The 25738-nt window shown below is 61.8% G+C and carries 26 protein-coding genes; 13 read left to right on the top strand and 13 right to left on the bottom strand.

Annotated features, from left to right (window positions below):
- Positions 1–68: 68 nt before the first annotated feature.
- Genes BM222_RS13485 through BM222_RS13475 form a run of 3 tightly spaced genes read right to left on the bottom strand, consistent with a single transcriptional unit; the run spans position 69 to position 2885 of the window.
- The gene (locus BM222_RS13485; RefSeq protein ID WP_092228735.1) at positions 69–1247 is read right to left on the bottom strand and encodes a saccharopine dehydrogenase family protein; all 1179 of its coding nucleotides are present in this window, start codon (positions 1245–1247) and stop codon (positions 69–71) included.
- Between the two features lie 9 nt (positions 1248–1256).
- Positions 1257–2039 (bottom strand): DUF169 domain-containing protein, encoded by a 783-nt coding sequence (locus BM222_RS13480; RefSeq protein ID WP_092228734.1) that lies wholly within the window; start codon positions 2037–2039, stop codon positions 1257–1259.
- Positions 2040–2081: 42 nt separating this feature from the next.
- Positions 2082–2885, bottom strand: coding sequence for a YdcF family protein (locus tag BM222_RS13475; RefSeq protein ID WP_244547121.1), 804 nt, complete (start codon positions 2883–2885; stop codon positions 2082–2084).
- Between the two features lie 155 nt (positions 2886–3040).
- On the opposite strand from BM222_RS13475, the gene BM222_RS13470 reads away from it, so the two are divergent.
- From BM222_RS13470 to BM222_RS13460, 3 genes are all read left to right on the top strand, one after another.
- Positions 3041–3982: an acetamidase/formamidase family protein gene (locus BM222_RS13470; protein WP_092228732.1), complete on the top strand. Its 942-nt coding sequence runs from the start codon at positions 3041–3043 to the stop codon at positions 3980–3982.
- 202 nt (positions 3983–4184) lie between these two features.
- Positions 4185–4382 carry a hypothetical protein gene (locus BM222_RS13465; protein ID WP_007603456.1) on the top strand — a complete coding sequence of 66 codons (198 nt, stop codon included), beginning with the start codon at positions 4185–4187 and terminating at the stop codon, positions 4380–4382.
- A 69-nt stretch (positions 4383–4451) separates the two neighbouring features.
- Positions 4452–4940: a GcrA family cell cycle regulator gene (locus BM222_RS13460; protein ID WP_092228731.1), complete on the top strand. Its 489-nt coding sequence runs from the start codon at positions 4452–4454 to the stop codon at positions 4938–4940.
- 280 nt (positions 4941–5220) lie between these two features.
- Here the strand turns inward: BM222_RS13460 and BM222_RS13455 are convergent, their stop codons facing one another.
- The gene (locus tag BM222_RS13455; RefSeq protein ID WP_092228730.1) at positions 5221–6705 is read right to left on the bottom strand and encodes a porin; all 1485 of its coding nucleotides are present in this window, start codon (positions 6703–6705) and stop codon (positions 5221–5223) included.
- 407 nt (positions 6706–7112) lie between these two features.
- Between BM222_RS13455 and BM222_RS13450 the strand changes: the two genes are divergently transcribed.
- Complete coding sequence (locus BM222_RS13450) at positions 7113–7619, top strand: MarR family winged helix-turn-helix transcriptional regulator (RefSeq protein WP_177243192.1); 507 nt, start codon at positions 7113–7115, stop codon at positions 7617–7619.
- A 33-nt stretch (positions 7620–7652) separates the two neighbouring features.
- Here BM222_RS13450 and BM222_RS13445 read toward each other — a convergent pair whose 3' ends face one another.
- Together BM222_RS13445 and BM222_RS13440 are read right to left on the bottom strand one after the other, a co-directional pair.
- A complete protein-coding gene (locus BM222_RS13445; protein WP_092228728.1) occupies positions 7653–8768 on the bottom strand; it encodes an alpha/beta hydrolase family protein in 1116 nt (371 codons plus the stop codon).
- Positions 8769–9038: 270 nt separating this feature from the next.
- Positions 9039–10010 carry an SDR family NAD(P)-dependent oxidoreductase gene (locus BM222_RS13440; RefSeq protein ID WP_092228727.1) on the bottom strand — a complete coding sequence of 324 codons (972 nt, stop codon included), beginning with the start codon at positions 10008–10010 and terminating at the stop codon, positions 9039–9041.
- 345 nt (positions 10011–10355) lie between these two features.
- Here BM222_RS13440 and BM222_RS13435 point away from each other — a divergent pair, with 345 nt between their 5' ends.
- Complete coding sequence (locus BM222_RS13435; RefSeq protein WP_092228726.1) at positions 10356–10595, top strand: hypothetical protein; 240 nt, start codon at positions 10356–10358, stop codon at positions 10593–10595.
- Between the two features lie 92 nt (positions 10596–10687).
- Here BM222_RS13435 and BM222_RS13430 read toward each other — a convergent pair whose 3' ends face one another.
- Complete coding sequence (locus tag BM222_RS13430; protein WP_092228725.1) at positions 10688–11659, bottom strand: alpha/beta fold hydrolase; 972 nt, start codon at positions 11657–11659, stop codon at positions 10688–10690.
- 120 nt (positions 11660–11779) lie between these two features.
- Between BM222_RS13430 and BM222_RS13425 the strand changes: the two genes are divergently transcribed.
- Positions 11780–12409 carry a TetR/AcrR family transcriptional regulator gene (locus BM222_RS13425; RefSeq protein ID WP_177243191.1) on the top strand — a complete coding sequence of 210 codons (630 nt, stop codon included), beginning with the start codon at positions 11780–11782 and terminating at the stop codon, positions 12407–12409.
- A 927-nt stretch (positions 12410–13336) separates the two neighbouring features.
- A complete protein-coding gene (locus BM222_RS13415) occupies positions 13337–13567 on the top strand; it encodes a hypothetical protein (RefSeq protein WP_092228722.1) in 231 nt (76 codons plus the stop codon).
- Here BM222_RS13415 and BM222_RS13410 read toward each other — a convergent pair.
- Positions 13564–15165 carry an AAA family ATPase gene (locus BM222_RS13410; protein WP_092228721.1) on the bottom strand — a complete coding sequence of 534 codons (1602 nt, stop codon included), beginning with the start codon at positions 15163–15165 and terminating at the stop codon, positions 13564–13566. The genes BM222_RS13415 and BM222_RS13410 overlap by 4 nt on opposite strands.
- A gap of 460 nt (positions 15166–15625) precedes the next feature.
- On the opposite strand from BM222_RS13410, the gene BM222_RS39985 reads away from it, so the two are divergent.
- The 4 genes from BM222_RS39985 (at position 15626) to BM222_RS13385 (ending at position 18768) form a co-directional block, all read left to right on the top strand.
- A complete protein-coding gene (locus BM222_RS39985; protein ID WP_143105952.1) occupies positions 15626–15895 on the top strand; it encodes a hypothetical protein in 270 nt (89 codons plus the stop codon).
- 974 nt (positions 15896–16869) lie between these two features.
- Positions 16870–17232 (top strand): hypothetical protein, encoded by a 363-nt coding sequence (locus tag BM222_RS13395; protein ID WP_092228718.1) that lies wholly within the window; start codon positions 16870–16872, stop codon positions 17230–17232.
- 302 nt (positions 17233–17534) lie between these two features.
- Positions 17535–18125: an ATP-dependent DNA ligase gene (locus BM222_RS13390; protein WP_092228717.1), complete on the top strand. Its 591-nt coding sequence runs from the start codon at positions 17535–17537 to the stop codon at positions 18123–18125.
- 103 nt (positions 18126–18228) lie between these two features.
- Positions 18229–18768: a thermonuclease family protein gene (locus BM222_RS13385; protein ID WP_244547116.1), complete on the top strand. Its 540-nt coding sequence runs from the start codon at positions 18229–18231 to the stop codon at positions 18766–18768.
- A gap of 55 nt (positions 18769–18823) precedes the next feature.
- Here BM222_RS13385 and BM222_RS13380 read toward each other — a convergent pair whose 3' ends face one another.
- Entirely contained in the window at positions 18824–19288 is a 465-nt protein-coding gene (locus tag BM222_RS13380; RefSeq protein WP_143105950.1) for a hypothetical protein, read from the bottom strand.
- Positions 19289–19506: 218 nt separating this feature from the next.
- Here BM222_RS13380 and BM222_RS13375 point away from each other — a divergent pair, with 218 nt between their 5' ends.
- Positions 19507–20424 (top strand): DUF4238 domain-containing protein, encoded by a 918-nt coding sequence (locus BM222_RS13375; protein ID WP_092228715.1) that lies wholly within the window; start codon positions 19507–19509, stop codon positions 20422–20424.
- A 49-nt stretch (positions 20425–20473) separates the two neighbouring features.
- A complete protein-coding gene (locus BM222_RS13370) occupies positions 20474–21178 on the top strand; it encodes a hypothetical protein (RefSeq protein ID WP_092228714.1) in 705 nt (234 codons plus the stop codon).
- A 32-nt stretch (positions 21179–21210) separates the two neighbouring features.
- On the opposite strand, the gene BM222_RS13365 is transcribed toward BM222_RS13370, so the two are convergent.
- The 4 genes from BM222_RS13365 to BM222_RS13350 form a co-directional block, all read right to left on the bottom strand.
- Positions 21211–22929: a hypothetical protein gene (locus tag BM222_RS13365; protein WP_092228713.1), complete on the bottom strand. Its 1719-nt coding sequence runs from the start codon at positions 22927–22929 to the stop codon at positions 21211–21213.
- A gap of 85 nt (positions 22930–23014) precedes the next feature.
- Positions 23015–23482: a hypothetical protein gene (locus tag BM222_RS13360; RefSeq protein WP_092228712.1), complete on the bottom strand. Its 468-nt coding sequence runs from the start codon at positions 23480–23482 to the stop codon at positions 23015–23017.
- Between the two features lie 12 nt (positions 23483–23494).
- Entirely contained in the window at positions 23495–25063 is a 1569-nt protein-coding gene (locus tag BM222_RS13355) for a hypothetical protein (RefSeq protein ID WP_092228711.1), read from the bottom strand.
- Positions 25064–25187: 124 nt separating this feature from the next.
- Positions 25188–25715, bottom strand: coding sequence for a hypothetical protein (locus tag BM222_RS13350; RefSeq protein ID WP_092228710.1), 528 nt, complete (start codon positions 25713–25715; stop codon positions 25188–25190).
- Between the last annotated feature and the right edge of the window lie 23 nt (positions 25716–25738).

Here is a 25738-nt window from a genome sequence, read left to right as displayed (position 1 = left end):
GGCCGCGGCATACTGGATGCCCCGCCTTCGCGGGGCATGACAGCGTGGTTGTGGCGTGCAAGACGGTTCTACGTCTCCACCTCGAACGCCAGCCCGGCATTGTCCCGCAGCCGTCTGATCAGCTTGTGCTGCATGGCTGCACCGGGCGTCCAGAATCCGGCGGCGACGTCCGTTGTGTCGCGCAGCATGCAGATCGCGCATTCCGAGATCATCTTCGAGGTCGAGCCGTAGCCGGGATCACGGTCACCGGTGACGCCGGCACGGACCATGCGGCCGTCGGGCGCAATTGCGACATAGAGCAAATTGAACAGCCCGTTCTCCCGCTCTTCCTTCGACGGCCCCTCGCCCGGCTTCGGCGCGCTCGGGCCGGTCTTCTCGGCATTGGCCGCCATCACGCGCTTGGCGTTGGCCTCGCCCTTCTCGCCGGGACCGGTCAGAACCATCTCGTCGTAAACGAAGTCCCGGCCGTAGGGAAAGCCCATCAGCATGTTGGAGCGATGAACGTTACGCGTGTTGATCAGCGCCATCATGAATGGCGCGGCCCAGGATTGCAGGTCCTCCTCGAGCAGCGGCTTGTTGCCCCTCGGCTGCTTCGGGCCGGTGAACCCGGGCGTCAGCGCGAACGGATCGTTCAGGATTGCGACGAGGCTGATGTCCCTCGCGACAGCATCAAAGGTCGCCTTGGCACTCGCAGCGGTGCCGCCTGAGAGCGTGCCGCGCATGTCGCGGACGCGGCCCTTTACGCGCGCGGCGGGCGCGCCGAACGCGCGCCTGGCCTCTTGCTGGACGAAGAACGTACCGAGCTCGAACGGCACGGAATCGAAGCCGCAGGAGAACACGATGCGCGCGCCGCTCTCCTTCGCGGCCGGCTCGTATTTATCGATCATCTGCCGCATCCAGATCGGCTCACCGCACAGATCGAAATAGTCCGTACCGGTCGCGACGCAGGCAGCTAGCAGTTCCTCGCCGTAGAGCTGATACGGACCGACCGTCGTGATGACGGACATCGTCCGCTCCGTCATCGCCTTCAGCGAGGCCGCGTCGGACGCATCCGCCACGATCAGCGGCGTGTCCGCGGGCGCACCGATGCCGTCGCGCACGGATTTGAGCTTGTCGAGGCTGCGGCCCGCCATCGCCCATTTCAGGGAGACGTCGCCCTTGTAATGCGCCGCCAGATATTCGGCGACGAGCCGACCGGTGAAACCGGTCGCGCCATAGACAATGATGTCGTACTTCGCGGAGCTCATGACTGGCCTTTATTTCTTTGCGTAACTCACGCCCATGCCGGCGCGGACGTCGCTTTGAATTCCATAGGGCGGGATCGGATAGCGCAGGCCGTTCTTGGCCAGCGCCTTCATACCCTCGATCGCCTTGGCGAGATGATGAGGCTTCAAGGCCATCAACATCTCCTCGTCCGGCACGCCGCCATAGCGCCGTTCGGCATAGCATGGCAAGGACAGGCTGGGCTCGCCTGATTTCAGCGCCCGCCCCCAGGAATCTGCGCAAGCCGTCTCGCCGACCACGCCCCATTCGAACTTCTTGTAGCCGGTATATTGCAGCCCGTTGATCAGGATGATCATCTGCCCGGGCGTCGCATAGACGAGGCAGATGTCGGGCGGATCGAGCCGGCCGCTCGCCAGCGGACTGACCGCGAGTGCCTGATATTGCCCGAATGGAACGACGTCGAGCGCCTCCTGGCGTTTGCGCGCATCCTCCACCGTACCATGCCAGACGCCGACATAGTTTTCGCCGGAGAGCCATTTCTCGTCCTGTGGGCCAAGGCCAATCACCGCGCGGCACTGCGCACCGACGAGGTCATCACCGGTGATACCGACGGTCCAGCCGAGCCGCGAGGCCATGCTGACGATCTGATCGGTGGTGTGGACCGCATTGGGCCGCCGGATCTTCGGGATCGCCTCCATGTCGGCGGCGCGCGCGAACAGCTTCATGCCTGTTACCGTCGTCTTCAGCCGCAACAGGCTGTTGAGATCGGCCACGAGGCCGGCAAGATCGATCGTACCGGCGGCTTGCTGCTGCATGGATTCCTCCCGACGCGGATCGTTGCGTTTCTGCGGTCTGTTCTAGTCCTTGGCCGGCCCGGGAAGCAACTCACTGGTCCGTCCCATGAGACGGTAGGCCAGAAGGCCGATCCACTCGCGCACAGCCACATCGGTTCGACCAAGGCCGTCCGCGCCGATATTGGTGAAAGAGAACAGATCGTCGCGACCGCCCATCCGCCAGTCGACGGGATAGGCTTCGACGTCGAAGCCGGCTTTGCGGAAAATGCCCATCGAACGTGGCATGTGGTAGGCGGACGTCACCAGCAGCCAGTGTTCGCCCGGCTTCGGTGCCACCAAACGTTTCGTGAAGATCGCGTTCTCGTAGGTGTTGCGCGAGTCTCGTTCCACGATCAGGCGCTCTTTCGGGATGCCGATGCTTTCCAGGACCGGCACGGAATAATCGGCTTCCCTGGCGTCGGTCGAGACCAGGTTCGCAGAGCCTCCGGTGAAGACGATCCGTGCATTGGGATAGCGGCGCGCTAGATCGGCCGGCGCGAACAGGCGATCGGCTCCGTGTGAGACCACCGGCGTGTGATGCGCCGCCGACAACTCGGTATCGACGGAGCCGCCCAGCACGATGATGCCGTCGGGCGTACCGCGCGCCGGATTCCATGGCGGAAAGCGCGATTCCAGCGGATAGAGCAAGAGATTGCCGAGCGGCGAAAATGCGGCGAGCGCGAGCAGAACGAGCGTGGTCGCAGCGACTTTCCGCCCGAGCCCGGCAAAGCGCGTTGCCATCAGCACCACCGAGATGATCCCGAGCTCGACCAGAAGATTGATCGGCAGCACCGCAGCGCCAAGCGTCTTGGACAGAACGAAGAACAGGGGAGCCTCGCTGAAATGATCGTGCCGATGACACGCAGGCTTGACCGGCCCGCCCGTCTTCAGAAATCTTCTTGGAAGAGGATCGATTGCCGGGTCAAGCCCGGGCATATCAGGTTCTCATGACGAGTTCTGATGAAACCGGATGGACGCGGCAAATGACCCATCACCACCTGCATTCGAGCCCCGAAACCTGCCATTGGGGCTTCTTTGAAGCCGCACTCAAGCCCGTTCTCACCGTCGCCAGTGGTGATGAGGTGACCATCGATACCATCAGCGGCGGTCCCGACGTCCTGCCCGATCGCAGCAAGTTTCACATCCCGCCTGAAATGTTCGAGGTTCATGCCAGGAACGAACGCATGCTCCCCGGCCACATCCTCACCGGTCCTGTCGCGGTCGACGGCGCCGAACCCGGCGACGTGCTGGAAGTCGACATTCTCGACGTCCAGCTGCGGCAGGATTGGGGCTGGAATCTCATCAAGCCCTTGTCCGGCACCCTGCCCGACGATTTCCACGAGACGCGCATCCTCAACATCCCGCTGGACCGGTCGCGAATGGTCGGCCGCATGCCCTGGGGTCTCGAGCTGCGGCTGAAGCCGTTTTTCGGCGTGATGGGCGTGTCCCCGCCGCGCGCCTGGGGCCGCATCTCCTCGCTGATCCCGCGCGCGATGGGCGGCAATCTCGACAACAAGGAGCTCGGCGCCGGCGGGAAATTGTATCTGCCGGTGTTCGTCCCGGGCGCGATGTTCTCCTGCGGCGACGGCCACGGCGTGCAGGGCGACGGCGAGGTCTGCGTCACCGCGATCGAGACCGCGCTGCAAGGCCGCTTCCGGCTGACGCTGCGCAAGGATTTGCGGTTCGGTTATCCGCGCGCGGAAACCTCGACCCACTACATGACCATGGCAATGGACCCCGACCTCGACCAATGCGCAGTGCGGGCGCTGCGCGACATGATTGTGCTGCTCGGCGAGATCAGGGGCCTGTCGCGCGAGGACGCCTATACGCTGTGCAGTCTCGCGGCCGATTTGCGGGTGACCCAGACCGTCAACGGCTCCAAAGGCATCCATTGCATGATCGAAAAGACGATCGTGCACGGCTGAGCCTGGCTCGCACTTCCTGACCTGCCGACGCCACACCGCCGTCACGGACCATCGCGCGGCGCGCGCGATTGCGTCCCTTTTTCCCAGCGATTCCAATGTCCTGAACCACCGTCACAACCCGGATTTGACTTCCACCCCCGAACCTAAATAGAGTCTTAATCGTTACTTTTATGTACCCGAGTAAGAGGCTAGCGTTCGGGCCATGGCCACCGAAAAAGCCGAGACTGACCGCATTCCCGTAACCTTGGCGCTCTCGACCATCACCTACCTGGAGAAGTTGGTGAGACAGGGCACCCACGGCACCAGCGTTCCCGGCGTCGCACGTACACTGATCGAGGAAGGCATCCGTCTCGCCATCAAGGACGGGCTTTTGTCGATTCGCGACAATGGCAGGACGTGAACGCGCCGGACGTGAAGCGGACGATCTCAGCGACTGATGGTCAGATGTCGCAACCTGGGACCGTTACAAATGCCTGTTCTCTCACCAACCTGGACCGCCGAACGAATTGAACTTCTGAAGCAGCATTTCGAGGCCGGCCTGTCCTGCCGTGAGATCGCCGCCGACATCGGCGTCAGCCGCAATGCCGTGATTGGCAAATTGTCCCGGCTCAATCTCACGCGCGGCCGCACCGCCGACGAGCGCAGGCGGCAAGACGGAAATCGGGACAGGAGCAACGCTCCCCGGGCGCCCAAAGCGGTGCCGCGCCTGCAATTCGAAATGCTCGCCACGATCTACGGCGAGCCGGACGCACCTGTGGTGACCGGACCGATCGACGAAGCCAATCGCTGCTCGCTGATGGAGCTCGGCGAGTACAGTTGCCGATGGCCAATCTCGACGCCGGGCGCGGAGGATTTCTGCTTCTGCGGCAATGCCGCGCACGAGGGCCAGCCGTATTGCGCCGGCCACAGCCGCCTCGCCTACCGTCCGAATTCCCGGGCACGTGTCATGCGCGGCTGAAGAGAGCCCTGCCCTCTCCCCCAACGAAAAACCTCCGGCAGGGCACTACCGGAGGTTCCTGGAGGCTTAGCATCAAGCTAAGAGCCGTGAGTATTCGAAACCGGCTGAGCCCTATATAGCTGAGCAACTCAGGTAAGTAAATAAGATTGGTTCCGGTCGAATCGCATAGCTCGTCTTCGTCGCTCGCGCAGGAGATTTCGGAGCCTAAGCAGTTTTCTTCACGAAAAAGCCCCGGCGGTTACCCGCCGGGGTTCTCTGATCGAGACATCGCGATCGATGATCAGAAGTTGCGCTGGGCGCGCAGCATCATGGTGACCGAGTTCTGATCCTTCAGCTCATACACGGCGCCCGGCTTGGCGGCGGTCGCAATCGCCGGAGCAGTGATGGCGCCGGAGTACTTCTGGTCCAGACGCGACCAGCTCAAGTCCGCAGTGAACGCCAGGTTCTTCACCGGAGTCCAGACGGTGTTGACACCGACGACGCCGAAGTTGAAGTCGGGGTTACAGGTCGAACCGGCGACGGCGATCGTCGCGAAGTTGGCGCAGATCAGGCTCTTGCCCGTCGTGCCATACTTCAGCTGGGCATAACCACCATAGACGGCGCTCGCCCAGTTCGGGCTCCAGTTGTGGGTATAACCACCACGGAGGCCCCAGGTCTTGACGGTGTCGATCCCGGTACCCGTTCCGAAGACGCCGTCAGCAAGGCCGGCAAATCCGATGCTCTGATACGCGGAGCCGCTGCCGCCGAACATGAAGAAGCTCTGCGGGAACAGGCTCTGGAAGTTGTAACGAGTCGCGCCGTCCGTGTAGACGGCCTGCAGGTTGATGTTGTCGCCCGCACCCGTCGGGATGTTCTTGATCGACAACGAACCCTGCACAGCCCAACCCCACTTGTCCTCCGGGTGACCGGCGGATTCCGTCGAGCCATAGTAGGCCGTATGGAGATCATGCGCAGCGACCGAGATCTGGGCCAGACCCCAGGCCTGGTCGACACGGACTGCACCGATGATGTCGGGGGAGCGCGTTCCACCCCAATCATTCGCACCATAAACGCCCGTCACGAACTGAGCTGCCGTCCCGGACGACACGTTCCAGAGGTTCGACTGGCCGTTGGAGGCCGTCGTCTCATCCTGCAACGCGAGCGAACCGGTGATGCCCTGGCCGAAGTCAGCCGTGTAGGCAACCTGGTTGACGCCGTTGACGTGGTTGGAGCCGCCAGGAATGCTATCAGGACCGCCAGCCGGATAGCTCTGCCATGGGGCATCGAAGATCGAGACCGTGCGGCCGAAAGTGAAGCCGGCGAACTGGATGAACGCATGGAAGAGACCGAGCGAAGGCGCACTGGCCGAGATCGCGGACGGATTGCTGCCGGTGACGTTGGACGTATCGTAGGTGAAAACCATATCGGCGTAGGTGCGGACAACGCCGTATTCGGTCGCGGTGCGGGTATCGACGTTGAGGTCGAAACGAGCGCGGCTGTAGTAGTAGTTGGTCAGACGGTTGTTCGACCCGCCGTTCGTACTGCTCGTGCTGTTGTTGAAACCATAGTCGCCGGCGCCGCCGAGAATTGCGTCGGCGCGGACGTAGCCACCCAGCTTGACGCAGGTGTCGGTGCCAGGGATGTAGTAGAAACCCGCACCATACAGCGAGCAGATCTTCACGTATTCGACGGCCTTGGCCTTCAACGGAAGATCAGCCGCCTGAGCTCCACCGACGGCGATCAGACCCGCCGCAGTGCCGAGCAAAAGGCTCTTCACCAGTTTCATTTAAAACCTCCAAGTTGCTCATTTTACGGAGACCGGACCGCAAGGCCCCCCAGATCCCCGTCTCTTCATCAAATCCGCTCGGCCGCTTCGCGCTTTCGGACACCCCCGCTCGAGACGCGAGGGACGTGAGCGGACCACCTGCAACGGGACGATCGAGAACTCCCACCGTCACCGATCAATATGCCTGCAGTGTTCCATTAAGCAAAATAGTTTATTAGATCAGCTTTGTAGTTTCACTAACTCTGTGTCTATCGCGCAACACCGGATTTGGCGAAAAGATTGACCGGATCATATTTGTAATTTCCGTGACATAATTACCCTGCTCTGCACTTGCGTCAGGACAGAGTTGCGTGGACTATGCCTGCAGCGAACACCAGCCAGAACAATCAGCTTGCGGGAGTGACGCCGTGTCAGCGACGAGGAAAGAAGGGGCGCGCCTCCGCTCCGCGGGCAATCTCGATATCATCAGGCGATTCACCTGGGAGATATCGTCGATCAACATGTATCTCGAGGAGCTGCGGCAGTACTGGGCGAGGACACTCGGCATCAGCGGACCGCAATGGCTGATCCTGATGGCGATTTCCGACCTCGACAAGGACGACGGTGTGCCCGTCAACGTGGTCTCCAAGCTGCTTCACGTCGACCCGTCCTTCGTCACCACCCAGTCCAAGCTCATGGAGAAGAAGGGCCTGCTGCGCCGCCGCCCCTCGCCGACCGACGCGCGCGTGGTGCGGCTGTCGCTGGTCGAAAAGACGCAGAAGCACATCGCGAGCCTCAACGAGCAGTACAAGACGATTCGCGAATTCGTCTTCCAGGAGTTCGATGAGAACGAGCTGACGGAATTCACCGCCAAGCTCGCGACGCTGAAGACCCGCCTCGAAAAGGCCTGCGTCAGGATCTCCCTCGAGTTTTGAGGCGCAAATCCCTTTTGGACGCCGGCGCTGCGCTCAGATCCGCCTGCCGGTGGCGCCGAATTGCGATTCGAGCCAGTCAAAAATGTATTCGTTGGCAAGGGTCGGGTTGTCGGCATGGGCCTGCGCCGCGCCGGTCTCCGCCGCCGTGAACACCTTGAGCACGACGTCCGAACTGCCGAGCCGCGATTTCTGCACGATCTGACGCGCCCGGTCTGCCTCGAGCCAACCATCCTCGCCCAGCGTGATCAGCACCGGACATTCGGCGCTCGAAGCCATCAGCGGCGCATGCGGCACCGGGACGATGCTGAGGTCCCTCATTGCAAAGCGACTGGCAAAGAACGATCGCTCGTGCAGATCCCAGAGACCTCCATCACACACGGCCGCTGCAAACCGCGGCTCCTGCAACACGGCGCGTGCAACGAACGACGAGCCCCACCCGTCGGCCACGATCGCAACACGATCGAAATCGACGTCGCTGCGCAGCTCCAGGTAATCCATCGCGCTGGCGATCGAGCTCTCGAGGTCCCGACGCTGCAGCAACACGTCCACGTAGTCGTCGCGCTCCTCGCCGAGCAGATCGAGCGCCAGCATCGCGAATCCGCGATCGCGCGCATGCGGCGCAAGCTTGACCAGGAATTCCTCTTTGCGATGTCCGGGCTCGCCGATGCAGATCACGGCCGGAGCGCGGCCGTTCGTCGCAGGCGCAGGCAGGAAATAGCCCTGCAACGAATGACCTTCGACCCATGGGATCGTCGCGACTTCGCCGGCTGGCCCGCGCGCCGTGAGGAAACGGCGGGCGCATTCCTGCATCGCAAGCACCGCGACCCATCGGCGTTCGTCGGCGGGATCGAGCGGCATCGCAGCCGCGCTGTAGTAGTTCATTGCGCGCAGCCAGTTGCGTTGCGCGGTCACCATATGGCCTTCGGCAAACGCCGCTTCGGCACGATGCCTGTTGGCCCGCGCCAGCTTCTTCCACTCGCGATGCCAGGACTGTTCGTCGCCGCGGTTCAGCTGCCGCGCGATCATCAGGCATTCGGCGATGGTAGCGCCGCCCTCCTGGGCCGCGGTGAGCAGCCGCGTGAACTCGGCGGAGATATCCTCCCTCTCCGGGCAGAGGACAAAATCGTCGGAGAGGCATGCGGGTATCATCGGAGCTACGCTTTATGATGGCGTTACCCTGATTCAGTAAACTATTTTAGTTCGCCAACCAAGCCGGGCTGCGCCGAATGAGACCCGTTCGAGATCACCATCGCTTGAACAAAACACACATGGCGCATGCGTGACCTTCGGTCGGATCATGCGGACGACGCGCGCGGGAGGCAGGTCAAATTCTCTGCGCAGATTTATCCGAGCAAAATGACCGTCGCACCTCTTGCGATGATAATCGTCATACCTATATGCCCGCGCTCGTTGACAGTCTCAGCCAAGCCGCCAGCCGACGTCCCGGGTAAAGCTGTCGAAGAATGCCCTGTCATAGGCCTGCTCGGGCGTCGCGCGGACGCGCTCGTCGAGGCGATTTGCGTCCTCGCCAACGAGAATGCGCCATCGCTCCGCCTTCACGCCATCGAGAATGATCCTGGCCGCCTCCGCGGCCGTCGTCGGTGCGTCCTCGAGGAAGCTCCGGGCGCGCTCGGCGAACACCGCCTGGATGTCCTCGTCCGACATTTTGTCAGCATCTGGCACGCCTGCCGCCACCATGCGCTTGCGGGTCAAAACGACCTCGTCGGCATTGAGACGCGCCGAGCCGTCAGGGCTTTGCAGCTTACGCGAATTGGAGACGATCGAGGTGCCGATATGGCCGGGCATCACCACCGAGCATTTGACATGCGGCGCGTGCAGGCGAAGGTCGTTGATCAGCGCCTCGGTAAATCCCTTCACCGCGAACTTCGCCGCGCTGTAGGCGGTGTGCGCCTGGTTCATACCGACCGAGGCCCAGAAGCCGTTGACGCTGGCGGTGTTGACGATGTGGGCTTCGTCCGCCTTGACCAGCATCGGCAGGAAGGTGCGGACGCCGAGATAGACGCCGCCCCAACAGATGTTGAAGGTGCGCTCCCACTGCTCGCGCGTGTTGGTGAACAGGCTGCCGCCGCCGCCGATGCCGGCGTTGTTGAACAGCAGATGGATCTTGTCGGTCTCCTGCTGCTCGGTGAGCTCATCGCGAAAACGCTTGAGATGATCCTCGATCGAGACGTCGGCGGCGTGGGTCGTGACGCGCAGGCCCTGCGGCAGCTTCTCGACCTCGCAGAGCCGCTTGGTCTCGGCCATCGCGGCTTCTGAGACGTCGCACATCGCGACATTGCATCCCTCGGCAACGAGCTGGCGGGCGAGCTCCCGCCCCATCCCCGTGCCGCCGCCGGTGATGACGGCGATCTTTCCAGCAAACTCCTTCATGGGACGTCGCCCCTCCCGTTATCGGCATGTTTCTTCGTTGGCGCGCCGCGGCCGCGACGCGCGCAAAATGTAGCAGCGCCGCGTCCGGGCGCAAAAGCCCATCGAGGCGGCTCATTTCGCGGCACGGATTATGCCGCCGCCGCTACCGCATTGCTGCCCGTCGCCGCGGCACTGCCCGCCAGAGCTCCCCGCCCAATCGGGTTCCCCGTATTTGTCCGGCTTCGGTTGAGTGGCACGAATCATCAAATGAGACGCTGGGGTGAGTCGGCCCAGCCGGGCGACAACAGGCTGTGGCACTCGGCTTGCATCCCCCTCGTGGTCAAAGCTACCGATGAGGTGACTGGAATGTTCATTACCGTCGTTGCCGTGCTCTGCAGGCTTAGCGGTGCTGCTTCAGGTAGCTGTGTCGAGGAAATCGTGACCGACAGCAACATGACGCCCGATATATCGATGATGGCGTGTGCAGTCGGTGCACAAGCCCCGCTCGCGAAATGGATGGGCGAGCATCCGATCTATCACGCCAATTGGCGCCTCGAGCGCTTCAAATGCGTGCCGGGTCACTACGAGATCAAGGGCCGCGCCTAACGGCCTGCAAAACGACTCGTAGCGAGGAGACGCGCCGGGGGCCGTCTTGTCCAGGGGGCGGCGCCCAGCGTGAGGACGATCACACCTTCGCTTTAAGCCACCGCACGCACAATCATCGCACGCGCGCGTCGCCCCTCCGGGGTCGGCATCAGTGCGTAATTATGTGGCTGGTCGCGCAGCAGATGCAGCTCCGCCGGCACCCCCGCCGCCCTTGCCCGCTCCGAGAGTGCAACGCTGTCCGGATAGAGCAGATCGCGCGTACCCGAAAAGATCGTCATGGGCGCGAGCGAACGGAAGGCACCGTTGAGCGGGCTGACGAAGGGATGGCCGACATCGAGCTCACCGGCATAGAGCCGCCCCGCCTCGATGATGCCCGGAATGTCCTGCATCGGATCGCGCGCCGCGATCTCCGTCTGCTCTGGGCGGCCGACCGTCGCATCGACGCCCGGCGAGATCAGCACGAGCCGGGCCGGTTGCCGATGTCCGCGATCGCGCAGCCACTGGCAGGCGGCAAGCGCGAGGCCCGCGCCGGCTGAATTGCCGACCACGGTGACCTTTGCAGCCCCGGCATCCTCCATCAGCATCCGCAACAGCTCAGCCGTCGCCGGCACGACGTCCTTGGCCGTCGCGCGCGGCGCCAGCGGATAGATCGGCACGACGCAGACGACGCCCGCCTTGCGCGTCATCTGGCCGACGAAGCGCCAGTGCGCCGGCACGATCTCGTTGATATAGCCGCCGCCATGCAGGAACATGACGTGGTTGCAGCCCTCGTGACCCGACGACGGTGCCGTGTAATAGACCGGCCATCCGCCCATCTTCGTCAGCGTCACCTGAACGCCGCGGCCAAGCCCCGTAGGCTCGTGCGAGGCCGGCTTCAGCGCGAGCCTCTGAACATGTGCCTGCACGGCCTCGGCCGAGGCAAGCTGCTTCTTGTAGGGAAGCAGGCCGAGTAGCCAATTGAAGAGGCGGCTCTGCAAGCTCGGCGCAGGATCGTTCGAACGTGTCGCCCACGAGAAATTGCATTCGCAAAGCCGCCCGATCGACAGCATCTTCGCAACGCTCATGCTCCTGCCCTCATTTTCTGCGCCCGGCTAGCACCATTTTGCTTCTATCCTTGCATCGTTGACCCCGCCATAATGCGAGCAATCGCTCGCTTTTTCTACTCGCATTCGAAACGGCAGGCCATGGCGCGCAAGGCAGCGACGAAACCCCGGAAAAAAGCCTCGCAGGAGCGATCCCGCGCCACGGTCGATGCGCTGGTCGAGGCAACTGCTCGCATTCTGGTTCGCGAAGGCTTTGAGAAGACGAGCACCAACCGGATCGCCGAAGTCGCCGGCGTCAGCATCGGCTCGCTCTACCAGTATTTTCCGGGCAAGGAGGCGCTGGTGGCCGCCGTGATCGATCGTCACAACGAGGAAATCATGGCGCTGGTTCGCGCAGCGCTCGTCGAAGTCGCCGAGATGCCGATCGAAAAAGCCGTGCGCCGCCTCGTCACCGTTGCGATCGAGGCGCACCGCATCAGGCCCGAACTGCATCGCGTCCTCGCCGAGCAGATCCCGCGTGCGGGCAAGCTCGACGTCGAAGCCTATGGCCGCGAGGTCCACGCGCTCGTGCGCGCCTATCTCGACAGCCGCCGCAAGGAGATGCGCAAGCTCGACCTCGATGTCGCAACCTTCATTTGCGTCAGCGCAACCGAGGCGGTCGCGCATAACGTGGTGCTGAACCAGGCCGAGATCCTGCCGGAGAAAGTTGTGCGGAGGCTGGTGGATGAAACGACGCGGATGCTGGTGGGGTATCTGCGGCGGTCCGCGTAGCGGCGTCTGGCCTTGACGGGGTTGCGGCCGGCCGGCATGTGCGAGGATCGGGCGGGCCCCGTTACAGAATCGTCGCTCTTCAAGAATACGTGCGTTGGTCCCTCCAGGGGTTGAACCGCGTACAGAAACCCCACCTATCCGGGCGGCGAATTACCTGATAAAGTAAGTTGATGCAGTCACAGGAATGGAAGGGAATTGTCGTTGGGTCAGCGATTGCGTTGCTGTCAGTGTCCCTTTTGGCAGCCGATGCCCTCATGGACCTGAGCGCCAGCGCACTGGTCAAACGGCTGCAGAGCGCAGGAGCCTCCTTCGTCGACACGATGGGGCAGCATCAGCTCGCTTTCGCCGTCCGGGCGTGGACCCATGAGACGTTGCCCCAGGAGACGCCGACCCAGGAGACTTGGACCCAGGAGACTTGGACCAAGAAGATTTGGACCCACGAGACCCGGGCTCATGGCAAGGCTGCTCCAGAGCCGCACTGCCAGAGCCACGCGTGCGGATGGCCAGCCGCCGGCACAGACTCGTCCCGAAAGCAGGACCTCGCTTGCCGACCCGCGATCACGCAAGCATTTAGTCAATCTCTGAAGAAAATGGTCGGAGCGAGAGGATTTGAACCTCCGACCCCTAGTCTCCCAGATGCGCATTAATCTTTGTTTTTGCTTGTCATTTTTGGCAACCTGGGAAAATTCCCAGCGTTGAAACCGTTGCGCTTTCCATTCCTATTGGCAACGGTTTGTTCTCACTGCGTTCGCGTGACATAAGCTGCCGCCCGGGTGAGGTGTAGTGGAAAGCAGGAGGCGGAATGAACGACCAATTGGTTCAAGGTGACCGTTTGTCGCCTGTGCGATCGTCGCGACAGCGTTTGTGGCACTCAACACGTTCGTGGACGTCAACTCAGGCGTGATCAAAGCTGGTCGAGGGTGGCGAATGAGCCAGGGCCGCGAGCAAAAGATCACGCTGGGCGAAATGCGCGCCGGCCAAGGCGGGACGCCCGGCTTGCTGGTCTATTGCGCCGACTACCGCTGCGGCCACATGGTGCGCCTGGCGCCGGACGAGGTCGAAAAGTGGGCCGACGACGTCAGACTGTCGGATCTCGAGCCGCAATTCACCTGCACGAAATGCGGCCGCCGCGGGGCCGACGTGCGACCAGATTTCTAGGCTACTTTGCGCGGCCACATAAACGGCGTCAGTGCGGTAACGATCACGTCGCGCAACTCTACCAGCTTCTTGTTTTCGGCAGACTCCTTGTCCGTGATCTTCAGCGCTTGGCACATTAGGCGGACGACTGCATCCGGAGTCATGTCCAGTCGTTGCGCGGCCAAGGAGTAGTAGCTCTTAGAAGGGAAGTCGCGGATAAAATCGTGGAATGCTCCAGTTAGTGAAGCTTGCAGACGAGATCCTTCCTCGGTGAAGATCGTTGCGAACGCCGGCTGCCAGCCACCAACCGGAGCGGCGACCTCGAAAGCTGTCCTCACTTTAGCCAAATCGGGATCTGGTTTGATCGGGTTCATCAAGGCGACAAGCATGACCTCCGCACGCAACTTTGAGCGCGAAAGAATTTCCTTGTGCAAGGTCACGCCCCTGAATGAGGCCTTCGCCGTCGTGATGAAGTCTCGGTATCGGTCGTCCGCTGTTGCTTCGCTGATACCGGTATATTTCGCAATTGCTTTGAAAATCGCCTCGAGACAAATGAACCCCTCGATCTCGAAGACCGGGTGAGCTTTCACATGTGGATGTGAATTCAGCACAGAATCCGGCTGACCATCTCGATCAATATAGCCAACAGCCTCAAGCCCACCTGTAACCACACCGGACCGAAAAACCGAAACGCACTCGCGGACGGCATGACAGCCGCCCGTTGCAACGACAGCTGTCCGGGGGCAGTCGTGCCAAGCGCTCAAGATCTCCAGGTCATAGCTGTCCGGCTTTCCCTCGCAGAAGACGAGTCTTGACGCGGTGACCGAGAAAGATGCTGCGCCAAAAACTTGGGCCACTAAATCGGCCGGGAGGGCAGAAGCAGGGGGAAGGAGATCGGCAGTTGTTTCCGAGCGAGCGATCGCAAACTGCGCCCTTCTCCGTGACAATGCGAACGGGATATCGTGAGTGATGTAAACGAACCGAGTATTGGGCGCCAAGTCTTCGAGATCATCCCATAGGGCGCGCGCTAGCAACGGATGGAAGAATGACTCGGGCTCATCGACGACGATCACGGCTCTCGTGCAGCTGACTACGCGAGCGGCAAGATAGAGAGCCGTGCGCTCACCCTCGCTCATCCGAGCGATGGGATAGGTGACCTTTTCGGATCCAATTTTCCGCTCCACCACAGGTTCGTAGTCGATCTTTATTTGGCGATTGGGAAAATGACGATTCCAGCAGCCGACTACCTTATCGAGGCGAGTGTACACGAGATCGTCAGACGGCTTTCTCTGAGCGAGCGTTTCCGTCCGAAAGCCGACAGCTCTCTCACGGTCCTCAGCTAATATTTCAGACAGGAGGTTTTGGAGCTCATAGGACTGCCGCCAGTGCTGGGACATCATTTCATTCAGCACATTCCTCACGTTTTGACTGGCCTGCGCCAAGCGCTGCATCGGAATGTCAGGAATTTCGACATTACGGAGTGCCGCGATCCGCTCCCCGTCGCTGTTCTGCGAAATCGATACGCCCAATCGAGTTTTGCCGACTCCATTAGGACCGATGATGGCAAGCGGGTGATCGCCTGGGACAACCAGGCCGGAAGGAAGTTTGATATCAGGCATGAAGGTAATGGGCTCAAAAGAGTTGCGGTTGGGCTTACCACCCTAACGTGCGCCAGCTCAAGCGAGACGGTTGAGGCGGTCAACGCCCTTCCGCAGCCCGACGATAAATCCCCGGTATCCCCGAAACTCACAGAGGCTGTGAATAGGTCGAATAACTCGCTGGTCCGTACAGGCACGGATGCGCGTGAGTCACGGAGCATGGCAGATTGCAACCGCTGAGTCGCTGGTTGCGGCTCACACGAGGGACGGAGACCGGCCCTTTGGCAAGGATGTAAACCCGACCCCCGCCCCTCTGGAGCGACACCCGCACGGTGATGGCCAGGTCCGCACGATCTGGCCATCACCAACTGGAGTCTCGGCGCAGGGTAGCGAGGCGGAGATTGTTGTAAAGGGCCGGATCATTACCGCCTTTTGGAAACCCCCTAGCAACCCCGCCCATGCGCCAGAGAGACTTTCGACCATGACGGACAAGCCCCAAGCCGAAATAACGCACCACGGTGCCGCTGTGCGGCGCGTGGCGGTCAAGGCGTTAGCCGAGACCCTCGAGCGATGGGAAGAACGCGCCCGCAATCTTGGCGTCATCGCCCGCGCACCGGCCGGCACATGGCTCATGGCTCCCGCGGAGGCCGCGCGTAAGCTTAAAGCTTGCGAGCGCGACATCGCTCTGCTGCGCCAGGCGATCGGCAAATCCCCGGAGAAAACCCCGGAGCGCGGTGGCGACGGCGCCTAAGGCTTTGGTGAGTAGCGGATTTTTCGTTCGCCTTGGGTAATGTGCCGCACGGCTTGCTCCAAATCGTGCTACCAGCGCTCAGATTTGAGCACGCTGAAACGCGCCGAGGTACCGACCGGCATAGAGGTTGCAGTTTAGACGGTGCTGAGACTTTCGGTGTCCCAGTTCAAGAATAAACGGCCGCCTGGTGTGCAAATTTGAAACCAGCGGCCCCACCAGGTGGGAGGCTAACGTTGCCCAACAACACACCGCCGCCGGGCCCTAGGTTCATCGTTCGGAAGGGTAGCGTTGACTGGATGGTCTACGATCGAGAACTCAAGAGACCAGCGCAGTTGGGAAAAGATGGTTACTTCGCAGAGAGGTTGACAAAGGAACAGGCCGAAGAGCTTCAGCAGAAGCTGATGGACGACCTCGTTACGCAGCGGAGAACACGTTCTGTCGCTCGGCCAACGCGCCGGGGCAAGCGTCGGCCATAATGCATCAGTCAAGTTCCACACTGCCATCATCCTTCACCAGGTGGACCGTCTGATCGTCGCCCGGCGGGCAGAGTGGAGCGCAGATCACACAATCGCCCTAAGCGCCACAACCTGGATTAGCTTTCCGCAAAATGTCGCCATACCGAGCCCGCACGGGCGATGTTCAGTTTTGAGGCGGCTGGCACTTCTATCCAAATGGTCGTGCCGGATAACTGAGGGCCCTGGCGGGAAGCCCCCCGGCTGGGGCCCTTTCTTGTAATGGTGCCACTGGGCTCGGACACATCAGCACACAGCACTCCATGCATCCGAGAAACGAGAACAAAAAGCGGCGGTGCGAACTGCACCCAACCGCTTAGAGTTTCAGGAACAATGGCCGCCGCATAAGCTTGTGAATCCCGCTGGCTCGCGGGTACGAGCTGGCGGAGCGGCCCCGGCCCCACTCCCCCCTTGCCCCCTGCGAGCCGGGGCCGTCTCTCCGCAGAGTATCGGAGTAAGCGCATGCGTGCCTCGCCCTCGATTGTGCCGCTGGATCGTTTGGACCGCGACATTTACCTGGTGCTGGAGGACTTCGGGGCGCGCGCCGGCTGCTCTTGGCGCGAGACCGACGAGCAGGACACCGACCGCGAGACGGTGCTACGGGACTTGATCTCGGGCCAGTATGCCTATCCAGTGCGGATCGTCGTCTTCAACGCCATCGAGGGCTGGTCCCGCGACGCAACAGAGGACATCGCCGATGCGCTCGCCGAGCGCGCTGCTCATGAAAGGCTCGATCTCTCGCCCGCGCTTGAGGCTTTCGTCCAGGCCAACGCCACGAGGCGCCTAGACGTACAGCTCGCTCTACCGCTCCGAGGCACGGCGTAAGGCAATCCGCTCGACACACGCCGTGGGAGGATTGTCTGTCAGCTTGCGGCCAACAACGCGCCATCCTGCGCGCGGGCAGCGAGGGACGATGAGGGCGTGGACGGCCCCGGCCCCGGTAGAGGGGAGCGGTGAGGTCGGGGCCGCTGGAGGTTACCTGGTCTTCACGCTAGCAAGGACCAAGCGAGAACGAGGCTATCAAGCTTGCAGCATTCCTACTGTTCGCTTCAGCACTGTTCCGGTTAGGAACTCGCCCTGTCGGCTCGGCTTGGTAAATTCGCGTGTGAGTGCATATCTGGGCTTTCATGCGTATCGCGTACGAGCTGTGCCTTGCTACCGCTGGCAAGCAGGTGCCCGACGGGCCGGACTGGATTCACGAAGTAAAGCATGATGGCTACCGGATGCTGGTTATTCGGGAGAACGAACGCGTGCGCCTGCTCTCGCGCAATGGCACCGACTGGACCAAGCGCTATCCCTGGATTGCTGAGGCCGCGCTGAAGAATCGGCAGAAGCAGTTCGTCATCGATGGCGAAGCCGTGGTCCTCGGCCTCGACGGCATTTCCGATTTCAACGCGCTGCACTCCCGCAAGCACGAGCATGAGGTGCAGCTTTACGCCTTCGATATCCTCGCCATGGGCGGTGATGATCTGCGCGCCCTGCCCTTGCACCTGCGCAAGACCAACCTGGAAACGCTTTTGGCGCGCCGTCCGGACGGCATCACCGTTGCGCCTTTCGAGCGCGGCGAGATCGGGCCGGAGCTATTCCGAGCGGCGTGCCGCATGGGTCTCGAAGGCTTGGTCTCAAAGCATCGGGATCGGCCGTACCGAGGCGGACGGCAGAAGCACTGGGTGAAGGTGAAGAACCGGGCTCACCCCTCGATGGAACGGGAGCTGTGATGGCTCAGCTGTGATGGCTTACAACAACCACTCCCCCAGTACGTAGTCGGCCGGTCGACGATCCTCAACCTGCCGCACTCTCCCGGCGCACAAAGAAGGTGTCATGACCCGGCTGTCAGCGCTGTTAGCCATCTTGGCGATGCTCATGCCTGGCGGCGTCGCGGCGGCCGAGAACATCGAGGGCCGCGCCAGCGTGATCGACGGCGACACGATAGAGATCCACGGCACCAGGATTCGATTGTGGGGCATCGATGCGCCGGAGAGCGATCAGCTTTGCCGGGGCGACGACAGCGAGCTTTACCGATGCGGGCAGAAGGCGGCCGCCGTCCTGGCTGGCCTGTTCTTTGCGATCCAGCGCCCTGTCATCTGTGCACCGAAGGATCGAGACCAGTACGGTCGCATCGTCGCCGTGTGTAAGCTCGGCGACCCCGGACCGGATATCGCGCATTGGATGGTCTCGAACGGGCATGCGCTCGACTGGCCGCAATATTCTGCGGGCCAGTACGCAGATGCCCAGCGCCGGGCCGAAGGAGCCGGCGCCGGCATGTGGTCTGGTAGCTTTGTCGAGCCGTGGCGCTACCGGGCCTGTATCCGTACCGGCGAACGTCCGTCGGAGTGCTCGGACAAGGCGCCTTTCCGATGATACCCAGGGGGGTGGGCCTTTCGCGGTTTTGCCGTCAGTAGAGTGAAGGCCATTTTCAGCTGCGCTGTTGCCCGCGCCAAGCGGCACCGAGCTGCGACACGGCCGACAGCAGGAGGTTGAAACATCCCGCAGTAGAGCGGCGAACAAGACGCCAAACGCCGTATGCTGCGACGAAATATAGAAGGCCAAAGGCGAGAGCGACGTCCCAGCTTCCAAAGCCGAAATCAAAAAGTCTGTCGAGGATCAAGCAAGCGATGCCTACCAGCGAGGTCATACTCGCCAAGTACCATTGCGCAATGCGCCTCTCAGATGCCCATAAGAAGTACCAGCAGAAGCCGACGAGCAGACATGTCGCTGTTGCAGCTAGGAGAAAATACGCCAACCATATGCCAGCTTGCCCATACTCATTTCCGTGCGAGAAAAGCCAAACTGCGAAGGTTCCTTCAATCGCACAGCCGAGTCCGTACCTTGCGTTGCTCACCGCATCCTTGTTGGTGAAGGCCATTTCAATGTCAGACACAACACCCTCCCACCTCTGCGCCGCCGGCTGACGCCCTGATCGCGGTCATGCCCGAGGTCACGGAAAACTTCTCTGGCTCAACAGCCCAATATCGGTTGAATATTTTTGGCGCCGGGCTGGGCGCGCAATTCCCCAGCGTCACGCGGCCAGAAGCTACCAGAACACTACCGGCGGAACCAGCTTGAGGATCGCGGCACACCGGAATATACGGGGCCGATATGAACCTGCCCCGGGACCATCATTACAATCCTAGGTTCGCGCAGAGCCGCTGGGTCGGAAGCGACGGCATGCTGTGCGCGATGAAGCTTGTCCATGGCGGCAAGCTCTGGGCAAAGCGCCGCCCTCCTGCCGCCACCGGCAAGCGGTACGACTTGTACCGCATCGACGGCGTGCCCGAGGCGAATTCGCAAGACCTTGAAGTTGAATTCATGTCGCCGCTCGACAACGACGCGGCCGTGGTGCTGGACCGCCTCATCACGGGCAAGCCGCTGACCGTAGAACACCGGCTGACGTGGGCGCGCTATCTGCTCTCGCTGTTTTATCGGCATCCTGAGGGGGTCAAGGCAATCAGCACGCATATGGCCGACATGTGGCGCGAAGCTACTGACGCGCTGAAGGTTGATTTCGCTGAGGCGCAGGCGAGGAGTGGTTTGCCCATCCGTACGCTGGCAGAAGAGACGGCGCGGCGTAACCCGGGCGCGGTGGGGATCAGTACCGCCAACATGATTGTCGACATTATCCACGACAGCCGCGCCGTGCCAGACATTGCAGCGCTTCCCTTCACGGTTGTCGATGTCAGCAGGTCAAGCGTCTCGCTACTCACCTCGGATCGACCGCTCGTTATGCCGTTAGGCTTGGATAATCCTGCCTGCTATATGGCGTTGCCATTGTCGCCGTATAAGCTTTTCGTCGCGTCAAAAGACAAGCGCTACGCAAAAATGCTTCCGAATACGGGACACACCAAGGTCGTCAAGGCGATGAATCTTGATGTGGTCCGGCAGGCGCGCGAGTACGTCTGGGGCAGCGACGACACGCAAGCGGCGTTTGTAAAAAAGCACATTGGCAGTTTGCCGGACCGCGACATCTTGTCAGATCAGCAGCGCCAAGAGATCCTAGCGGTGGCGCGCGGCGCCTAGCGTTTCGGGACTCCGCGAGAGCCAGAGCCGCCGGTCTGTGGTCCGATCAATGAGCAGCGACGAAAAGAAGACATGGCTAGACGATCTCTCAGAAGCCCGGGGCATCTCCGCGCGGTTGAGCGCCAGCCTGCCTGATAGCGTCGACATCGCTGCGATCGGTGTATTGTCTAAGGCGCCGTTCCAGCTTCTTTCCGTTCGGGAGGCGCTAATTTGGCGAACCGAAGAACTCGGACGCAACGCGTGCGACGTTCTCGAGAGGAAGGATTTCACGGTCGCCGCGATGCTGATACGCGGCATCGCCGAGAGCGCCGCCATGGTTTGGTATCTCCTCGAAATTCTGGAGCAGCGAGCGAACTACACGCCGGGGCAACTCAACGATAAACTGATGCGATTGTTTGCGGGCACCAAGCTTTGGCAGGACATGCCAGATCCGGTCAACGTCTTGACCTTGGTCGAGAGAATCGACCGAAAGCTGCCGGGATTTTCAGCCGCATACGACGTGCTGAGCGAGTATGTTCACCCCAACTGGCGCGGCGTCTCCGGCCTTTATTCGAAGATCGACCAGCCGAACTTCATTGTTCATTTTGGCCGAGGGCTCCGCGACGAGGAGGCGGCGAGCCAGTTGGCGCACGCCCTGGTCTCTGGGCTGATGACGTTCGAACTCGGCTACAACAATATCTCTGATCTGATGCCCGAGTGGATCGACGGGCTTGAAAAAATTTGGCCCGACAAAGATCCGGGTCCGAAGAACTGAGCACACGGCAACGTCGTGTGCTCCCAGCCTCCTCACTGATAGCTTCCGTCCGGCTGAAGCGTGTAGGTGTGGCCATTCTGGATGACCTGCTGCGGTTTATTCCGCGCGCCTCCCTGCGGGGGTTTCCACCAGTTATTCGGGTCAGCAGGATCACCGCCCTGAAACGAGTAACCGTCCCGCATCTCCCCGATCTTAGGCGGCGGTGGCGCCTGGCCGACGTCGAGGCCGGAGGGATCAATCCCGTTCTGCTGAAGCCGCCGGCGGACAGCGGCCGAGTCGGCGCCACGCGCGATCGCGTCTCGGGCCTGCGCCAGCGGGTCGGCCGCGGCAGGCTGAGCGGGGCCTGTCGGCCGGCCTGCCGTCGGCGTAGAGGTCTCCTGGGGCGGCGGCGGGCCTGCCGCGGGCTCCGTGAAGAGCCGGACTGTGTTTTCGATCTGGTGCATCGCCTGGACCGCCTTGGCGCGTTCCTGGGGCGCCGTATTGGGGTCCAGAGCCAGTTGACGGTACTGTTCGTGGTCGGCCTTCAGGGCGTTGACGACGACCGGAATTTTCCCGGCCTCCGTCGCCGGGTTGGCCAGTGCATTACCCTGCGGCAGCAGGTCGTTCACCCACTTTTGTGCTTGGACGGTCTGACGACCCGGCGCGCCGAGGAGCACGGTTCGCGCAAGATTGTTGCGGATCTCCTGGCTTTGCCGCGCTTCCTGCACTGCTGGAGCGATCTGCGGAGATCCGGTGGCAGCCTTCAACACCGTCGTCGCACCAGGAATTGCGCCAATGTCTTCGTTCAAGAAGGTCGAAAGCTTCGGCCCGAGGCCGGAGGTGGCGGCGGCGTCAGCCGCAGCACGACCGCTCGCCGGGTTCGGCGCCGTCAACGGCTGCGCAGCGCTGGCGCGCACGTTGTTGTCTCGCGCCTGGCCCAGTGCGGTCTCCTGGCTGACGGGCTGAAAGCCCGTCGCCGGCACCGTTCGGCCGTCAGACAGGATCACCGTTTGGCCGCCATCCCGAGAGATGCCGGTGGTGCCGCTACGCGGCTCAATGAGTGATTGCTCCGGCAGGTCGACGCCGGCGATCTTCTGCCACCGCGGAGACATGCTGCTGAAGGGGTCTGCGGCCGCCGCCGGCGTAGCGCCGGGCTGCTGCGTATCCGCGACACGTCGGAGCATGCCGCCGACCACGCTATCCTTGGTTGGCGCCGCCTCGCGCCCGGCTGCCTGCGAACGCGGCGTCAGAACGGTGCGGCCATAGGTGGGGCTTGACGGATTATCGTCGTAGGTCTGCTCGAACGTGTTGTCGAACTTGTACTTGTCACTCGCAGCCTGCTTGTCGGCCTGAATATGCGCGACGTCCCGCGAGGCACCCGCTTGGATGTTCGCGATGCCGCTGCGGTTCGCAAGATCCCGACCCTGGCCTGCGGCCGTCGAGGAGAAGGCCCCGCCTGCGCCCATCGTGGCAAGAGCGAGACGGAGGTCGTCCACTCCCGACGCGTGGTTTGAGACGGCCAGCCGATTGAAATCTGCAGCGTCCTGGCCGGTCTTGCCCGCGAGCACGCCGTAACGCGCAATGGCGTTGCGATCTCCGCTCGCCGCGGCGTCAGCCAGTAGCGGGATGTTGTCGTTCTCGCGTTTGAGGCCGAACGCCTTTTGGCGGTAGACCTCCTTTTGCGCTTGATCGCCGAACATCGCTTCGCCGAGGTCAGCGATGGTTTTTCCGAGAGCGGAGTTTTCGTTGTATGCGTTGATGATGCGCGGCATCTAGTCCTCAAGATTGGTTTGAAAGACCGGGCTCGCGAATTCCGGATGGCGCAGCGGAGAAGTTGAATCGTAGCGAAAGTTGCGGTCAGGCAACGGCGACGCCGTTGCTCGGAATGTTCGGCCGCGTCCTGCCCAGATATTGGCCCAGCGCGATTGGCTCATCAGTGACGACGGTGACGTGAAGCTTCTGCGCCGCGCCTTTCGCCGTAGCGTCGACAATCTTGCGCAGCACCTTCGCGAGATCGCCGGGAAAATCTTCGCTTCTCGGGTCCAGAACAGCTGGAGCAAAAAACGTCGCTTTCCGGATCGCCCAGCCAAGGGTGTCTTGCGGTAGATCTTCGAATGAAGCGGGGCGTGACAGGCCATGCGGCACGGGCGCGTCGTAAGCCGCGTAGAACAGAATTCGCGCCCGAGGGGCGACCTCGAGCAGCTGGCGTTCAGCGTCCGTGCACTCGCGCGTGAAGGGGTAGACGAGAAGGCACACTGTGCCGTCTTCGAGATGCGAGATTTGATTGCCTGGCTTTTCCGGCAGCTCGACAAGTCGAGTTGTCATTGTGTGTCCTCCTTAGCGTTTGATGATGTAGTTCATGACGATCGTTTTCGGCATGTTGTTGTGTGCGAGGCCGCCTCCGGTGTTGTCGATACTCGTCACAAGGTTCGCAGAGGCGACATCAGTGGAGACGTTGAGCACCGTCGCCCCGGTGTCGTTAGAGCCGAATCTGACTTTGTTGGCGACATGCGTGCCGGTGTCGCCTTGCAACGGGATTTGAGTGTTGTGAACGTGACCCAAGTCTACGCTGTGCGCGACGTGATTGTGCGCAGCCATTTCGGCAACGGAGTTGACGTGGCTGAGTTCGCCACCGACCGCGCCCAAGGTCTGAGCGTCTATCAATGGCGAAAATCGTGCGGAGACACCGCCCGCCGTTGCCGACGCCGCGGTATCAAAGGTGATCGTGGTGCCGCTGATGCCAATAATTTTGGCGTTCGACTGGATGTTCTTCGTCGACACGTACATGCCAACGAACAGCCCTGCCGCAGACGTCACGGTGGCCGTCTGGCTGCCCGAAGTCGTGCTGATGGTGGTCGAGACCTGCGTAACGTTCGCGGCGCTGCCGCTGGCGTTGTCACGACCGACGCCAATGTACGCGCGATTTGGAATATTGAACGTCGTGGAGCCGTCGCCTATGCCGTACGGCGCAAAGACCAGGGGTGACGTACCAGAGATGGTCGCCGGCGCGCTCAACGTGACTTGAGTGGCAGAATCGACGGACTGAACCCTTGTCCCGTTCGTGATGCCGGTGCCGCTCAATTGCATGCCGGGAGAGATCGGCGTGTAGCCGCCGTTGGTCGTGTCCGTAAGCCCGGTCACAACCGCCGATCCCGACACCAGCGTGCCGGTTTGCTGGATCGTGATGGCGTTGAAGAGATTGACGTCCGTTACCCGGCTCTTGGCCGAGCCGTCGCACCAGTACCAGCCGGACTGAAGGGTCAGACAGGCGGTCTCTTTGATGTCGCCGGCCTGAAAACCCAATAGCGAGGTACCCAAAAGCGCGTTCTGCGCAGTGGCATCGGCCGCAGTCAGCAGCGCACGCCCTGCGGCAGTGCTGTCGGAAATGGTGGAGGACGGCTGTGTGTGAGACAACGGCGCCTTGCCGGTATCAAGCGCTTGCAGCGAAGTCTGAACGTTGCTGGTGAGCGTGCCGGAGGGTGTGACGGCGATCATGCTGGCGGCTACAAGCGCAATCGTCGAGAAGTCGACGATGAGCACCCAGTTTCCCGCAGCGAGATCGGTTGCGAAGACTCCGGAAGTGTGTGCGGCAAGGCACCGATAGAAGGCGCTGCCGTGTGTCACGCTCGCATTGACGCCGTAGGCTGTCGCAGTCACCCAGGGCAACGCAGGAGCCAGCCCTGCAGTCTGCAGCGCGGGCGACAACGCATCGAAGGTGACGGTCCCATTTTTCAGTCCACCGTCGTCGCGCTGAATCTGCGCCAGGTTTGCTCGCGTCGCGTCGAGGGTGGCTTTGACGTTGTTTAGCTCGATATCGACTTGCGAGCCGGGCAGCGCCGCAGTGGGGTTCTGCGCCTGGAAATTTGAGAAGCTGAACGATCGATTGTAGGCCGGAGGCTGAGACACGGGGCATCCTCAAGAGAGGTACGCCGCCGGCGAAGCGACTTGTGATCAGCCAGTGAGGATAGAGTATCGCAAAAGAGCCCAAACGGCAACGCCTTCATCAAACTCAACCCGACTTTGTTGTCGGTTAACCTCGCGCGCTGCGCTTCCGTTCAAATGCCCAAACCGTGAAGCTCGCGATGATGTTCGGGATGCTGTCCTCCAATCGCCGAGCAGGAAAATCGTCTTCCCATCTCGTTTCGATGCCTTCGGGTAGCTTCGCCTCGATCTGGCAACTGAGCCGGCCGTTTAGTTTCTGAAACGACATCGACGCTGCGCGCTTCGCTTGCTCCCCACCTTCGAAAACCTTGAATTTGGTCCGGTGCGAGCCGTGCCCCACGATGATGTTTTTGTCGTCGGCCTCGATCGTGAAACCTTCGCTCTTGAGCACCCACATCAGGGTGTTCAGAAATCGCAGCCGCCGCCGGCGCACCGGCTTCCGGAAATATGGCCGGTACAGGAAATACAGCGTGTTGAACGCGGGATCGCTCCCGCGCGCATCGTCTGCCAGCCACTTCTCGACAATCGGATGCTTGTGTCGGCGCGTGCGCAGCACGGTCGGATCGTACGCTTCGACGGTCTCGTCCCACAGGCGTTCGTAGATTCTCGGATCCATCGCGTTGACCCCGAAATTTCAAA

Source organism: Bradyrhizobium sp. Gha, assembly GCF_900113735.1.
In the GTDB taxonomy this organism is placed as follows: Bacteria; Pseudomonadota; Alphaproteobacteria; order Rhizobiales; family Xanthobacteraceae; genus Bradyrhizobium.
This window is presented reverse-complemented; position numbering and strand designations above follow the sequence as displayed.